Raw genomic sequence first — 15,684 nt, forward strand, 5'->3', positions numbered from 1 at the left:
TTTTTAATTAATAAGTAAAAAATTGCAATGTGGACTGTATTTTTAATTGTTTAAAAATACAGTTAAAAGCGCAAACAATAAAAATAATAAAGGCATAAAAAAAATTAGCATGGCTAGTCAAAAAAATAATTTATTAAAAAAAAATAAAAAAAATTTATGGAGGAAAATAAAAAGTCACTCGTCTTTGTTCTGTGTATGGCCAAAAACTATACACAAGGAATATTTACATTTGCCGCTATGTTTACCGCTTTATGCGCTGGTTTTTAGCTTACTCACCACCGAGGTAAAAGCGAGCGCTGTAAACGATAAAGCTGTGTTTAATATTCCAAGACAAAGGGCCGATTTATCGCTAATAAATTTTGCAGAGCAAGCCGATATTACTTTGCTTTTTCCGCTGGATAAAATTCAGCAGTTACAAACAAATACTATTGCTGGCGAGTATTCAATAATAAACGCATTACAGATTTTACTCGATGGCACAGGGTTGCAACCGCATGTTAGCGAAGATGGGCAAATATCTATTTTAATAGACCCAAGTTTCGAGAGAACTGACAACATGGCTAACTATAAAAAAAATGGCGTGTCCAGTGCTGTACTAGCTGTACTAAGCACAATGGCAACGCACCCTGCAGTGGCAGAGACAGCAGCACAAGAACCAGAAATAATTGAAGTACGCGGGATCAGAGGCTCGCTTGGCCGAGCTATGGATGCCAAAAGAGAAGCGGGCGGCGTGGTCGACTCCATTTCAGCAGAAGATATTGGTAAATTCCCTGACACAAATTTAGCTGAGTCTTTACAGCGAATTACGGGGGTTTCAATAGACCGTTCAGGCGGTGAAGGGCAGCTTATTACGGTGCGTGGTTTTGGCCCGCAGTTTAATACTGTGCTTGTAAATGGTCGCCAAATGGCCTCTGAAAATCAAAGCCGTGCGTTTAGCTTTGATACTATTGCATCAGAGCTAGTTAAAAGCTTAGATGTATTTAAAACCTCAACAGCCACTATGCAATCAGGTGGTATTGGCTCAACAGTAAATGTAAATACAGCGCGACCATTTGCGATTAGCGGTTTTAAAGTGGCAGGTAGCGTTAAGGGTATTTACGATGAAAATAGCGAAGAAACCACACCTGAAATTTCTGGATTAATTAGTAATACATTTAATGATGACACATTGGGTGTTTTGTTCGCTGTTTCTCGCCAAGAGCGCGAAACACGCTTAAACCAGGCGCAGGTAGACGGCTGGTTAGAAAACGTGGGCGTCCCAAACCCGCAAACTCAAAGCGGGCAAGCATACACCGGTAATATTTTTTCGCCGCGTAATTACGATCATAAAGTAACAACAGAAACACGTACACGTACCAATGCAAACTTAGTAATACAGTACGCACCTTCAGATGATTTAGTTATCACTGCTGATGCGCTCTATTCTGATTTTGATGTAGAAGCAGACACAACGTCTTATGGGCATTGGTTTACAGCGCCAAACTTAGAAGGCTTTGGCGGCGCTGCAGGGCCAACTGTTGATGAAAATGGCACTGTGGTTGATTTATATCAAGAGGTAGGCCTTGCCACCGATATGCACGCTAAAAAGTTTGATCGTTTAACCAACTCTAGCGCATTAGGTTTAAACTTTGATTGGCATGTAAACGATAACTTAAATATAAAGTTTGATTTAAGCCACTCAAAAGCTGAGCGTGAGGCTAATAATGGTGGCGGGGATCAGTTATCGTTGATTGGCTATGCTAACCGAGTTCGATTTGAAGTGGATGGCGGTATTTTACCTTATGCGAGTGAGTTTGCCTCTGCTAACCCTAACATTTATAGCGGCCAGCAAGAGCTGGACGGTGTTGCTTATAACCCTGCAGTTACACCTGATGGCGTATCAAACCATTTAGATACAGCCAATAGCCGAGCACATGTAATGCTACGCCGTGGTTGGGCTGTAGAAGATACCGTGGATCAGTTTCGTTGGGATAGCATTTGGCATAACGATGGTACATCAGGCCTAGTCTCGGTCAAATTTGGTGCTATGTATTCAACTGAAACTAAAAACCTTGATCGTTGGGATAACGAAGGTGTTGGTATTCACTGTACTTTTTGTGGTTACCCAGATGACCCAAGTATGGATGGCTTAGCGCAATTTGTATTTGACGCAGGAGATGACTTTTTATCTGATGTGAGCGGCAGCGGTCGTATGCCAACGTCATGGCTTGCACATGATGGTGAGGCAAACTTTGCGTACCTTGAGCAAATAGCTGCAGCGAATGGTCAGCCTATTAGTTTTGATGCAGTTAAGCGTAATAAGTCGTTTGAGATAACTGAAGATACTTTCTCGTTTTATACAGAATTTGATTTTGAAGCTGAACTTGCAGGCATGCCTTTATACGCAACAGCCGGCTTTAGATACGAAAGCACCGATGTAGAAGTAAAAGGCACAGACGAGCCAGTTAGTGCATTAACGATCTTAGATAAAACGGAAATGCTTGCTAACTTTGGCGCCGTAGAAAATATTTCAGCAAGTTCAGATTACGAAGCGATTTTACCTAACTTTAGTGTAAAGCTTGAAATAAGTGATGAGCTAATAGCACGTGCTGCTGTATCACAAACAATTACACGACCAACACTCGATAGTATGTCGCCTGTAACTGTAATCGAAACAACTCGGCAGGGGGGCAATTTAACATCAAGCTCTGGTAACCCTGAACTTGAACCGTTTACCTCTGATAACTTAGATTTATCATTAGAGTGGTATTACGCTGATGCCAGTTATTTATCCGCTGGTTACTTTAGAAAGAATGTTGCTAACTTCATTATCAATACCACTGAAGATTTAACCTTTGAATTGTCTGGTGGCGGATTGTTGACTGACCCTTCAACAGGTAACGATGTAGATAACCCTGATGCAGCCGACTCAACGGCTGTATTTACAAACACCTTACCAAATAATAGCGAATCGGCGATTGTTGATGGCTGGGAAATAGCCTTACAGCATAGTTTTGACAGTGGCTTTGGCTTTATGGTTAATGCAACATTTGTAGACAGTGATGCAGAGCTAGACCCTGCAGATATAACTCAAGTATTTGCATTAACAGGCTTAAGCGACTCTTATAATGTGGTTGGCTTTTATGAGAATGGACCATTTCAAGCGCGTTTAGCCTATAACTGGCGCGATAGCTTCGTACAGTCACTTACACAGCTAAATGGTGATGGTGTGACAATTGTGGAAGATTACGCACAACTTGATGCTAGCGGCAGCTATGACATTACCGAAAATGTATCGGTATTTTTTGAAGGTATTAACTTAACCGAAGAATATGTGCACAAGCGTGGTCGTTTTTCTAATCAATTATTATTGGTTGAAGATAGCGGACGACGTTTTGCGTTAGGTATTCGCGGTAGTTTTTAACTTTAATTAATAAAGTGGCTTTTACATTTAGTAATAGCCACTTTTTAAATATGCCTTTATAGGTAACAAGTATGAACCAGCAAAATAAAAAAATAAAAACAGTGGTTGTCGTTGGTGGTGGCATAGCGGGCTGGCTAACAGCCGGACGATTAGCGGCGCACCATAAAAGTAATACCCCCAATGGTCTTAATGTTGTGCTAGTTGAATCTCCAAATGTACCAATTATAGGTGTTGGTGAAGGCACTTGGCCTACCATGCGTAGTACATTAATAGCACTTGGTATTAGCGAAACCGACTTTATACGTGAGTGCGAAGCAAGCTTTAAGCAAGGTGCAAAATTTGCCAAATGGGTGGATGGCAGCAATGATGATTTTTATTATCACCCATTAGTTTTGCCACAGGGCTTTTCAAAAACAGATATGGCAGGGCATTGGTTAAATAACACCGCTGAGTCAACGTCTTTTTCAAATGCAGTGTGTTACCAAGAAGCTATTTGTGAGCAAGGGCTTGCTCCTAAAACAATTCGCACCCCAGAATATGCTGCCTTAGCCAATTATGCCTACCACTTAGACTCGGCAAAATTTGCCGTTTTTTTACAAAAACATTGTACGCAGGAGCTTGGCGTTAAACATTTTTTAGCTGATGTAACACAGGTCAATAGTGCTAAAAATGGCGATATTGCAAGTGTTACCACAAAGCAACAAGGTGAAATTAGCGGTGATTTATTTGTCGATTGTACCGGTTTTTCATCATTGTTATTAGGCGAGCATTATAAGGTTCCTTTTATGCCTTGCGATGATGTGCTGTTTATCGATACCGCCTTAGCAGTGCAAGTCCCCTATGAGAATGAAGATGAGAGCATTGCGTCTCACACAATTTCAACAGCGCAAGAAGCAGGCTGGATATGGGATATAGGGTTACAACACCGCCGTGGGGTAGGTTATGTGTATTCGAGTAAATACAGTAGCGAAGCACAAGCACGAGAAAAGCTTAAAGAGTATGTTGGCGATAAAATAGAGTCGTTAACAATTAGAAAAATCCCTATTAAAAGTGGCCATCGCTCACACTTTTGGCAGAACAACTGTGTTGCGGTAGGGCTTTCGGCTGGCTTTTTGGAACCGCTTGAAGCTTCTGCATTGGTATTAGTAGAAATGTCAGCGCAAATGATAAGCGAACAACTCCCCCACACCCGCGATATTATGGATATTACCGCCAAGCACTTTAATGAGACGTTTAGCTACAGGTGGGAAAAAATAATCGACTTTTTAAAGTTACACTATATTTTATCAACCCGTGACGATAACGCATTTTGGCGTGATAACAGAGACCCAAAAACGATTCCTCAAAGCCTACAAGATCTAATGAAATTATGGCAATACCGAGCCCCTGCTGACCACGACTTTACAAGTAACAATGAGGTGTTTCCAGCGGCGAGTTATCAATATGTTTTATATGGTATGGGCTTTAAAAGTGACTACAGCACAACTTCCTATATGCTTAAAGACACTGATTTTGCTAAAAGTCAGTTTGATAAAAATAAAAGCATGATAAACCAAGCAGTCACTAACTTACCTAGTAACCGAGTATTGTTAAATAAAATTAAGAGTCATGGCTTTAGCACTATTTAGCTTAAAAATTTACACATAAAAACAATAAAGAGACACGCATGGAAAATTTAGTCGCATTAGAGCAAAGTTCTCATCAGCATATAAAAATAGACACACAAAAAGCACAATCACACGCTGAAAACATTAATATGATCCCTGTTGTTATGGCAGAACTTAATCAAATTGCCGTTCAGCAGCCTATAGTTTTTGCAAAAAACTCAGAAACAGGGGAGTTTACACTCAATGCTTTATTAGGCTTTGAGCAACATGAGAACTTGTTTTATCAGCACTCGCAGTGGCAGGGAGTATATTTACCGCTTCAGTTACAGCGTCAGCCATTTTTTGTTGGTGATACTCATGCAAAGCAAACTCAATACCCTGTGTGTATTAATTTAAATAGCCCAGCAGTCATTAATAACCAAGCGCAAAGCCAGAATGATTTAGAACCAATTTATACCCAAAACGCAGAAGAAAGTGGTTATTTTAAAAAAATAAAGCAGTGTTTAGGGCATTTACTACAAGGCGAAATAGACAATAAAAAGTTAATAGATACCTTGTTACAGCATGAGCTACTGCAGCCATTATCGCTTGAGGTAACGTTTCAGAACAGTCAAAAAACAAAGTTAAACGGCTTATACACTATTAATCAAGAAAGACTCGCACAACTTGATAGTGATCAAATTACGCTTTTACATCAACGCGCTTTATTACCCGCTATTTATACTGTTATAACCTCACTTGGCCAAATATACCCATTGATTGAGCGTAAAAATGCGGTGCTTAATTTAGCCGATGATTGATTTTACACTTAACAAAAATATGGTGTTACAGATACACAGTGTTGGGGAGGAGCAAACCCCAATTATTGTTATTGATGATTTTGTAAATAATGTAGATGAACTTATTAATTTTGCTGTGTTTTCTCAAAACGCCAGAGAAACATTTTGCGCACAAGAAAGTGATTTTTATCCAGGAGTAAGAAAAGCAGCACCGCTTAGTTATATCGAGCGGTTAAAAGACCTTGCGCCAATTATTAATTCACACTTTGATATGACAGATAAAAGCGAGTTTGATGTAATACTTTCTGCTTTTTCAATTGCATGCACTGAACCTGATGAGCTAAGGCCAATACAAATGCTCCCTCATTTTGATACACCTAATATGAATCAACTTGCTATGGTGCACTTTTTATGTGATGAAACGCATGGTGGCACTTCATTTTATAAGCATAGAGCCCTAGGGTATGAACGCATAACAAAAGAGCGACTTATGCCATATAGGCAAACTATTAAGCAGCAAGCCATGGCGCAAAAGCTTCACAAAAACCCACATTATATAAATGGCAGTACAGCTTTGTTTGAGCAAGTTTACAGTGTAGAGGCAAAGTTAAATCGGGTTGTTATATACCCAAGCAACTTATTGCACTCTGGTAATATAAATGCGGCTAACGATTATGTATGCGATCCAATTAATGGGCGTTTAACTATTAGTAGCTTTGCTGTTTTACGTTAGCTTTTTATTACCTGCTAAAACTTGCAAAGTACTCTTTTTGCAATGCTATAGTCAGTGCTTTAGGGCGAATACCTTGTACTAAGCTGTATACCTCATCTTTTGTGTAACCTGCCGAATTTAAAATAAGCGCAGCGACCAACGCTGTGCGGTCATATTGATATTACCTTTTTTCTTTTACATTAAAAGTTGAATATATCCCCTGAAAGCTGGTTAAAACTAATTAACCAATTAGCACGCGTAATTTATAGCGCAGTTTAGCTTATTCAATTAAAGTGGCTAATTAGTTTATTGAGTATTAATTCTTTTTTGAGGCTAGATGGATGCTAGAGATTGTTGCTACTGAAGACTTAAAGGCTGCCGCACAGTTTACGTTTAACAATATGAAACCCTATTACGAAATGTATGCGGTAGATTGGGATGTAGAAGACGTTTATCAAGCTACCAAAAACCTTAAAAATTTTGATATTTTGTGTAAGGAGCAACACATAGGTGTCGTGCGCTTATCGTTTGATGAAGGGCGTTGCCAACTTCGCGATATTCAGATTGCAGCTATTTTTCAAAACAAAGGTTATGGTGCTCTTGTTATTGCTAAAGTAGTTGATATAGCTCGACAACACAGCGTCAAATTCATAGACCTCAAAGTATTTCAGCGTAGCCCAGCATTTAAGTTATATAGCCGTATTGGATTTGCAGTCGATAGAAAAGATGATCGTTTCTACTACATGAGCTTGCGAGTCTAATAGCAACAGTATTAAGAGGCGTAAAGTACCTGGTTTCACTACTCTTTAACTAACTTTAGTCAAGTCCGACTGTATTACCCTATGCAGGCATTAGTTTTTAGGAGAGTTAGGTGTATTTAATTGCTGTGTGGTCTGCTCAAAAATTTAAAAGTACATTTAGGCCTGCAGGTTTTGGCTCATTCCTATTTGGAGGTTTTTTGGTTTACATAATTACGATTAGTTACCGTTAATAAGTGGCTAAGCTTACCAAGGGTAACTAAGAATGAGCTTTAACATATTCCCCTGTTTTCCCCTCACACCTCAAAGTTATTAAAGTATTCTTTTTGCAGCTCTATAGTCAGTGCTTTAGGGCGAATACCTTGTACTAAGCTATATACCTCATCTTTTGTGTAACCTGCCGAATTTAAAATAAGCGCAGCAACCAACCCTGTGCGGCCAGTGCCGCCTTTGCAATGTATGGCAATGGTTTGTTTTTGCTGTATGGCTTGTAGTATGTCTGTTTTGTGGGTGTTCCAGCTTGATGTAAAAGGCTGTTTGGGTGCTTCGTCGTCATTTATAGGTAAATGAAACCAAGTTATATCGTGCTTATTGCACTCACTATTAATTGTTTGTACGTTGTTTTTTTCAAGCTCCTTTTGTGGCATAAGCGATAGTAGCATGTGAGTGCCAGCGGCTTTTAATGTAGCGATTGAATCCGCTAGGTTTTGCGTTTTTGTACCAGGGCAAGGCGTAAAAATAATATTTGCGCCGTTATTAAGTGATAAAACATCGTATGGGTGCGCGCTCATGGTAAGTCCTTTATTTTTAATAAATTTACTTTTATACGCTCACTATAGCGTGTTTTAGTTACAAGTTTAAGATTGAATAATAAGCACAAATGCTAGATACTGTTTTTATATACAGTTGTGGCGATGTTATGAAAAAAGAATTACCAGCAAAATACTATTTAGCGCATTTTAGAGAGCTTATTGAGTTTGTAACAAGTAAATGTATGCATTTACTTGAGCCTAAACATAGTGAATTTATTAGTAAAATTAACCAACTAGATGAGCAAAGCCAATGCATGTTGGCGCGTGTGTATTCGCGCAAGCCTTATTTAGTGCAGGCGCAATCGCTCAATTATGAAGAAATAACTTCGCCGCATCAGGCTATTTATACGCTAAAAACAGCGGGTATTTTATATGAGCCAAACGCACAGCATTACAAGCAGCTTATAGCGCATTTAACTAAGCCCATGCTGGTGGAGTTACTCAGTAATTACAGTGAGCAAGTAAGCTTTAAGAAAAGCGCAGCTAAAGGGGAGTTGGTCACTATTGCGTGCCAATTTTTTAGTGAGCGCGCAGATGATTTAGCCCCTTTATATAGCCAATATGTGATAAATAACCGTGAAGATTATTACGAGTATTTTGAGTTTTTATTTGCAGGGCGCTTAAGTAGTGGCGATGTAAACCACCAAAACCGCTTTGTTATGCGCGATTTAGGGTTAACCGCTACCCGCGAAGGGCACAGCGAGAGCTTGTCACGCTTTAATACACTCGCTGAGGCGCAATCTAATTACGTTTTAAATCGTTACCGTTTAGCGTTTAAAAACATCGGCAAAACAGCCGGTAATACAAAAGATGAAACCTTTGATGACAAAACCCCTTACACCGAGCTTGCGCATTTAGTATTAGTGCAACCGGCGCACGGTGCACAAGCGCACGATATTAAAAATAAATTGCTGGTTAGGCTGTACAAACAACTTAAAAATACCGATAGCGAACTTGCCTTTAGCCTACTTGAAGGCTGCACCGATTACGCCGAAGCACAAGAAATTCAAATAAGAGAGCAATACCGCCTAGGTAATAAAGCGTGGGTTAAAGCGCAGCTAGAGCAAATTATAGAAAACCCGCTCACCGACGATTTACTGTACTTTGCTGATGACTTTTTAATGCGTAAGTTTAATAAACAAACGCGTTCGCGCTTAAGCACTATGCTAGCCGATACCCAGTGTATACTTGAAATTGACGAAATTTACCGAGGCGATGTAGAGCAAGGCGTAAATGAGCATTACAGTGCAAAAGGGTTAACGGTTTTTAATACCGAAAACACCTTATGGCAAAGCTTGTTTGGCTTAGTATTTTGGCACGAGTTATTTATTGAGTCGCCTTACCCGCCGTGTAATGAATTTGATATTTACCCGCAAGTTTTACAGCTTGGTAATTTTTATGAAGCACAAAGCACGCAAATTGACGCACGTTTAAAAAGCTGTAGCACTAATCAGGCGCTGCTTAATTTGGTATGTAAACATGCCGCGCAGTATTTTGAGCAGCCCAATGGTTTATTTAGATGGCGCAGCAATTTATTAGAGCCACTAGAGGCACTTATTTTAAACAGCCCGCTTGAAGCGTTAATTGCGCACTTAACGGCAATGAGTAAACACTATTTACAGCTAAAAGACGGCTACCCCGACTTAATGGTTATTAATAATGGCCAAGTACATTTTGAAGAGGTAAAAGCCCCAGGCGATAAGCTTAGGCGCAACCAATTAACCACCATTGATAATTTAAAAAATGTGGGTTTTACAGTACATATTGCTGCAGTTAAGTGGTTTGTAGACCCTAACCGTATTTACAGCGTGGTTGATATAGAAACCACGGGCGGCTTAAAAGGCGGTAACCGCATTACCGAAATTGGCATTGTTAAAGTGCAGCACGGTAAAGTAATTGATACCTGGACGACACTTATTAATCCGCAGCGCCATATCCCAAGCTTTATTACTAAGCTAACCGGCATAAGCGATGGCATGGTTTACAACGCGCCTGTATTTGCCGATATAGCCAAGCTACTACTAGATAAACTTGCAGGCAGTATTTTTGTAGCCCATAACGTGAACTTTGATTACGGTTTTATTAAAAAAGAATGCGAGATTGCAGGGCACTTTTTTAAAATGCCAAAAATGTGCACCGTGGTTGAATCGCGCAGAGCGTTTAAAGGGTTAAAGTCGTATTCGCTTGGTAACCTTAGCGCGCATTTTAATTTAAATTTAACCAGCCATCACCGCGCATTGGCTGATGCAACTGCCACTGCTGAGCTGTTATTGCTGATACAAAAAAGTGAAACGCTAACGCAGTAGCTTATTATCTTATTTTTAAGTGTTTGAAATTTAAATAATAAGTAGCTTTATTATAAATTTTTAATTTATTTTGGAATAAAGTGTTTTTGTAAATCGTCTTCTTTATGTCAATCCGACAAACTAGAGGACAAAACAATGACTAAATTAAATAAAATTGTAAGCGTAATGATGTTAAGCGGTGTGTGTACTTTTACAGGTGCAGTGCACGCCGCTGATATTGAACTATCTCAGTCAACGTCGGCGCAGCAACAAACATCTACATCTATTGCGCTTTCACAAAATGGTTTAACAGCCAGTGGTAGCAACGAGTCAAACGTATCTAACGATACACAAGTAACGGCTGATGATTCGCAAAACACAGATTCAACGGCGAATAACACGCAAACTCCAGCGCAAGAAAGCAGTGAGGCCTCAGAGCCTGCAAATACATTAGTTGCATCTGCAAGCGGATCTTTAAATAATTCATTAAATGCATCGGCCTCATCTTTGAATGCCACGGGCAATACCACAGCCAATACAGCGCTCGATGCAACAGCGCAGTTAACCTCATCGGCGGGTAATTTAACAACTGCTGTGAGCCAGTCGTCATTACTTTCCGTTGCCTCTGAGCAAGGCACTCAGCCAGACTCTACCGATACACCAGCCGATGCCTCTTTACTTTCAAATGTGGGCAGCGCTACCGATTCAGTTACACAAGCTGATGCAACTAATGCGCTTAATGCGGGTGAGCTTACAAACCAATTAGCAATTACTAATACGGCTGCAAACTCAGTAAGCTCTGCACTGCAAATGGGTGATGCAATTAATACCAGTAATGAAGTAGTAAGCAGTGTTCAGCAATCTTTAATTGCCAGTGTGCAAGACAGTACGGTTAGTAGTTTACAAAGCACGGTACAGCAAAGTGTTAGCGGGCAGGTGAGTGCAGCGGTCACTGATCAAATTAGTAACGATGTAGCACTTAGCACCGCAAGTGAAGTAGTAACCAACATTACTAACGATTTAGACCTAGGGCTTTAATACGCCAAGTGCTTGCACAAATGCCGAATGGGGAAACCTATTCGGCCTGTTGGAGAATAAATATGAAAGCAGTTATAACCGCCACTTTGTGTGTTTTTAGTGCCCAAGCGGTGCTTGCACAAACCAACCACGTTAAAACAGCTGAGCAAAATAAGCCCTTTAAAAGTAGCTTTGAGCTAAATGCTGATGCTGAAGTTGGGGTATTAAGTAACTCGGCGCTCTCTGTTCAAGAGCTTGACGATATTTCCTCGCAAAGCGACAGCGGCATAAAAACCGCAGCCGGTGTTAATGCAAAATGGCAAGTAACCAAAAGCGCTAAATTAGCCTCAAGCTATAAGTTTGAACAACAAGACTACGATGAATTTGATCAATACGATTTAGACCTGCATCAATATGGTTTAGATGTTAGCTACAGCTTTAATAGCCATGAGGTAGGGGTTCGTTACGATGGTGCAAAAGCAAATGTAGATGGCGATACATTTTTACATTTTAATCAAGCCAGCGCCTACTATGGCCATTTTTTAAACCCGCATACGTATTTGCGTATGAGTGTAAAAACCAAAGCTAAACGTTTTGCTACTGCAAAAGCACGTAATGCCGACGGCGTAGGTGGGGATGTAGCGCTTTATCATTTTATAAATAACGGCCAAACCATGCTAATGGCAGCGCTAAGTGCCGATAAAGAAAACGCCGACGACAACCAATACGACTTTAACGGCTACGGTTTTACTACTAAAGTTACGCACAAATTTACGGCCTTTAATATGGCTAACAAAGCGGGGGCAGGTTGGCGTTATCAAAATAAAGATTACGATGAGCAAACAACGGATGATTTTTTTGAGCAAATACCGTCGCGAGATGAGCACAGAAATGTCGTTAATGCGTTTTATAACCTAGCTTTATTTGAGCACGTAACACTCATAGCCGAGGCTGAATATGGCGATTATCAATCAAAGCTTAGTAGCAATACCTATACGCAATCTGTTTTATCGGCGTCAGCTAAAGTGCACTTTTAGGTGGGTAAATGGCGCCATAACCAAAGGTGGTGTCTTTGCCTTGCTCGCCTAAGTCGACGGCAAGCGATGTAAGCTCGTTAAGTGCTTTGGTTTTATTATTACCATGTTTTAACAATAAACAACTTAATGCCGCGCTTACATGCGGCGCCGCCATTGACGTACCCGACTCCCTTCCAAATTTTCCATTGCCTTGGCTTGTAACAACATTTACACCAAGGGCTGCAAAGTCTATGTAATCGCCTTTATTTGACCATCTATAAATTTGGTTATTTGCATCAATAGCACTTACCGCTATCACGCTTTTATACGCAGCTGGGTATAACGGCTGCGACGCCGGCCCTTGGTTACCTGCAGCAGCTACAATTAATACCTTTTGTTTTATTGCTGCAGTAATACTTGCTTCTAAAATTGCGTTATTTGGCCCCGTTAGGCTCATATTAATTACGGGTATTTTATTACTGACTAACCAGTTAAGTGCTTCTACTATGGCAAATAATGTAGCCCCTTGAGCATATTCAGATTGCCTATAAAACACCTCGGCACTGTAAAGCATGGCACTGCCTAAAAGCGGGTTAAGTTTTGCGCCTTTACCTGTAATTAGCCCTGCAATGGCGGTGCCGTGTAAATTTGGCGAGCTTAACCCTTGTGGTAAAAAGCTTTGCGTAGTGATATTTGCGCTTTTAAAAGCACTGTGTTTGGTATTAATGGCGCTGTCGATCATGCCTATTTTTACGCTTTGTGTGCAGTAGGGGGCAATAGAGTTATTTGGTGTTACTTTTTCGGTAGGCTCGCCAGTTTGCGCTTGGTATATGTGGTTTCGGTCAAGTATTGCAGACTCATCTAAGTTAAGCGCTTTTAATAACTCACTTTTAGAATTAACACCTTGTGGGGCGTTAAAGCGTACTAAGCTCATGTTAAGTGCGTTGTAATTTTTTACCGATACAATGGTTACATTTTGCTGTTTTAGGGTATTAAGTTGTTGACTATTTGCCATTAATAACCATTGGCGCTCTATTGCTCTAAAGCCGTTTTCTAGCTCTACTTCAACAAATGCGGTGTTTTGGCTATTTATATTAATGTTAAGCACATTGGGTAAGCTGCTAATTGGCTCATTAATTTTCGCTTTTAGTTCATCAATCGAAACTTGTGGTACAGGCACCGGAAGTGGCAGGCGTTGTGCCCGCTCTATTGTTTGCTCAATACGCTGCTCTATTGGGTTTAACTGCTCAAGCACTTGATCGACTCTCACTATATTGGCAGAGCTCGTTGCGCTAAATATGCAAAGCGAAGTGGCTATTATGTGTTTAACGCGTGTGTTTTTAATATTCATAGTGGGTTACTTCTATTAAATTTATCATGCTGCTTAGTTAACGTTTAACACATAGAAATATTTCATTATTCAAATTATTTTGATTCTTTGGGAATAAATGTTTTTTTGAATCGTCTTCTTTACAAAAGGGGTAAAAATCAATGAACGAAACTCTAAAAACCTTATTGCCCATGCTTAGGCGTTTTGCCTATTCGCTAACGGGTAGTAAAGCAGATGCAGACGATGTAGTGCAAATAACAATTGAAAAACTATTAGTAAAAGGCATTCCGGATGACGTTGAGCCTGCTAAATGGGCGTTTAAAATTTGCCGCAATGTGTGGATAGACGAATACCGCTCGCGCAAGGTAAGACAAAATACGGCTCAGGCCGATGTTTTACCAGAGCCAATTACAAGTAATGAGCACCAAACACTCGAAAACAATCAAATGCTTAAAAATGTAAATATTGCACTTGGGCAATTACCCGAAGAGCAACGCGCCATTGTATCGCTGGTGGCAGTGCAGGGCATGGCCTATAAAGAAGTAGCACATACACTCGATATACCTATAGGCAGTGTAATGAGTAAATTATCGCGAGCACGCAGTACACTTTATAATTTAATAAAACCCGACTTTAAAAAGGAGCAAGTATGAACATTAACGACGAAACACTTAGCGCCTTTTTAGACTCAGAGCTAAGCGAGCACGAAATGGAGCAAGTGCGCAAAGCCCTTGAAACCGATGATGAACTAGTAATGCGACTTGCAGAGCTAAGCGAAGTAGACATGCGAGTAAAAGAGCACGCAACAAGTATTGATGATGCACCCCTTAGTGAATCATTAGCTAAAACGGTTGCAAAGCTTGATACAGCAACGACAAAAAACACGTTAAATAGCAATGTAGTAACGTTAACGCCTTGGCAAAGGGTTAAGCAGTCGGCTAATAAAAGCTTAGCAATCGCTGCAAGCGTTGCCGTGGTATTTGGTATTGCAATGACTAGTTATTTACAACCCAATGAGTCGCAAAATTTAGTAGCTAGTAACATAGCATCAGCACTTAATACACAGCTAAGTAGTGGTGAGTATAAGCAAAGTGATGGCTCAGTATTTAGCGCGCAGCTTAGCTTTAAAAATCAGCAAGGTGAGCTTTGTAGGCAGTATGCGCTAAGCTCAAACAATACCATGCAAACAAGCATTGCTTGTAAAACGCAAAGCGGTTGGCAAATAAAAGCGCAAACAGCCGCGCAGCAAAGTGATAATGGCGCGCAATATCAAACGGCGTCTAATAACAGTGAGTTAGATGCTGTTATAGATAGCATGATCAGCGGCGCACCACTAGATAGAGCACAAGAGCAGCAAGCAATTAGTGCAAAGTGGCAGTTAAACCAATAATAGTTTTTATAAAACGAGGTGAATAATGAAAACATTTATTTTAATTATCAGTATTTTACTTATGGCGGGTTGCGCATCTAAACCCGACTACCGCCCAGCTAATAATGGCTCACAAGGTTATAGCGAGCAAAAAATTAGTGACGATCAATACCGCGTCGAGTTTAAAAGTGTGTCAAACAACGTAGCCGATGCCGGTGACTATGCATTGTTACGCGCGGCTGAACTTACCCAAGCGCAAGGCTACGACTGGTTTGTTGTAACAAATAAAGAAACCTTTGTTGAGTCTAAATCGCAAGCGCCCGCGTCATCTATTAGTGCATCACACAGCCAGCAATATGAGCGAAACTGCGGTTTATTAACCTGCGAAACACGCGTACGCCCGAGCAATAGCGTAGGCGTACAAGTGAGCAACAATGATAAACGAAAAGAAGTACACACCCTGATTGACATTAAAATGGGCAAAGGTATTAAACCCAGCGACAACAGCTATAGCGCACAAGACTTAATTGAAAACTTAAGCAAAAAGACACAAAACTAATTATGAGAATAGTTATTAGCTGTTGTTATTCTACATG

Annotated in this window: 13 protein-coding genes and 1 pseudogene; 11 read left to right on the forward strand and 3 right to left on the reverse strand. The window is 40.3% G+C overall.

All coding sequences use genetic code 11. The features are described from left to right. Positions 1-109 precede the first annotated feature (109 nt). From CWC04_RS03080 to CWC04_RS03095, 4 genes are all read left to right on the forward strand, one after another. Positions 110-3,403 carry a TonB-dependent receptor gene (locus CWC04_RS03080; RefSeq protein ID WP_171038553.1) on the forward strand — a complete coding sequence of 1,098 codons (3,294 nt, stop codon included), beginning with the start codon at positions 110-112 and terminating at the stop codon, positions 3,401-3,403. A 71-nt stretch (positions 3,404-3,474) separates the two neighbouring features. Beyond that, positions 3,475-5,031: a tryptophan halogenase family protein gene (locus tag CWC04_RS03085; RefSeq protein ID WP_138684572.1), complete on the forward strand. Its 1,557-nt coding sequence runs from the start codon at positions 3,475-3,477 to the stop codon at positions 5,029-5,031. Between the two features lie 38 nt (positions 5,032-5,069). After that, positions 5,070-5,810, forward strand: a complete 741-nt coding sequence (locus tag CWC04_RS03090; protein WP_138684573.1) for a SapC family protein — start codon at positions 5,070-5,072, stop codon at positions 5,808-5,810. Then, positions 5,803-6,522: a DUF6445 family protein gene (locus tag CWC04_RS03095; RefSeq protein WP_138684574.1), complete on the forward strand. Its 720-nt coding sequence runs from the start codon at positions 5,803-5,805 to the stop codon at positions 6,520-6,522. The genes CWC04_RS03090 and CWC04_RS03095 overlap by 8 nt, the downstream gene beginning before the upstream one ends. Positions 6,523-6,529: 7 nt before the next feature. Here CWC04_RS03095 and CWC04_RS19815 read toward each other — a convergent pair. After that, positions 6,530-6,670: pseudogene (locus tag CWC04_RS19815) on the reverse strand (protein phosphatase); the annotation flags it as partial. A gap of 172 nt (positions 6,671-6,842) precedes the next feature. Between CWC04_RS19815 and CWC04_RS03105 the strand changes: the two are divergent. Then, on the forward strand, positions 6,843-7,262 hold the full coding sequence (locus CWC04_RS03105) for a GNAT family N-acetyltransferase (protein WP_138684575.1): 420 nt from the start codon (positions 6,843-6,845) through the stop codon (positions 7,260-7,262). 293 nt (positions 7,263-7,555) lie between these two features. Here the strand turns inward: CWC04_RS03105 and CWC04_RS03110 are convergent, their stop codons facing one another. Further along, positions 7,556-8,050 (reverse strand): phosphatase domain-containing protein, encoded by a 495-nt coding sequence (locus CWC04_RS03110; protein WP_138684576.1) that lies wholly within the window; start codon positions 8,048-8,050, stop codon positions 7,556-7,558. An 89-nt stretch (positions 8,051-8,139) separates the two neighbouring features. Between CWC04_RS03110 and CWC04_RS03115 the strand changes: the two genes are divergently transcribed. From CWC04_RS03115 to CWC04_RS03125, 3 genes are all read left to right on the forward strand, one after another. Continuing rightward, positions 8,140-10,377, forward strand: a complete 2,238-nt coding sequence (locus CWC04_RS03115) for an exonuclease domain-containing protein (RefSeq protein ID WP_138684577.1) — start codon at positions 8,140-8,142, stop codon at positions 10,375-10,377. A gap of 135 nt (positions 10,378-10,512) precedes the next feature. Next, on the forward strand, positions 10,513-11,394 hold the full coding sequence (locus CWC04_RS03120; RefSeq protein ID WP_138684578.1) for a RodZ family helix-turn-helix domain-containing protein: 882 nt from the start codon (positions 10,513-10,515) through the stop codon (positions 11,392-11,394). A gap of 62 nt (positions 11,395-11,456) precedes the next feature. Continuing rightward, positions 11,457-12,410: a hypothetical protein gene (locus CWC04_RS03125; protein WP_138684579.1), complete on the forward strand. Its 954-nt coding sequence runs from the start codon at positions 11,457-11,459 to the stop codon at positions 12,408-12,410. On the opposite strand, the gene CWC04_RS03130 is transcribed toward CWC04_RS03125, so the two are convergent. Beyond that, complete coding sequence (locus CWC04_RS03130; RefSeq protein WP_138684580.1) at positions 12,394-13,740, reverse strand: S8 family serine peptidase; 1,347 nt, start codon at positions 13,738-13,740, stop codon at positions 12,394-12,396. The two genes, CWC04_RS03125 and CWC04_RS03130, sit on opposite strands and share 17 nt — an antisense overlap. Positions 13,741-13,880: 140 nt before the next feature. Between CWC04_RS03130 and CWC04_RS03135 the strand changes: the two genes are divergently transcribed. Genes CWC04_RS03135 through CWC04_RS03145 form a run of 3 tightly spaced genes read left to right on the forward strand, consistent with a single transcriptional unit; the run spans position 13,881 to position 15,647 of the window. Next, positions 13,881-14,372, forward strand: coding sequence for an RNA polymerase sigma factor (locus CWC04_RS03135; RefSeq protein ID WP_126006468.1), 492 nt, complete (start codon positions 13,881-13,883; stop codon positions 14,370-14,372). Beyond that, complete coding sequence (locus tag CWC04_RS03140; protein ID WP_126006470.1) at positions 14,369-15,109, forward strand: anti-sigma factor family protein; 741 nt, start codon at positions 14,369-14,371, stop codon at positions 15,107-15,109. The genes CWC04_RS03135 and CWC04_RS03140 overlap by 4 nt, the downstream gene beginning before the upstream one ends. A gap of 25 nt (positions 15,110-15,134) precedes the next feature. Continuing rightward, positions 15,135-15,647, forward strand: a complete 513-nt coding sequence (locus CWC04_RS03145; RefSeq protein ID WP_138684581.1) for a CC0125/CC1285 family lipoprotein — start codon at positions 15,135-15,137, stop codon at positions 15,645-15,647. Positions 15,648-15,684 lie beyond the last annotated feature (37 nt).

This window comes from Pseudoalteromonas sp. S2893, assembly GCF_005887105.1.
Classification (GTDB): Bacteria; Pseudomonadota; Gammaproteobacteria; order Enterobacterales; family Alteromonadaceae; genus Pseudoalteromonas; species Pseudoalteromonas atlantica.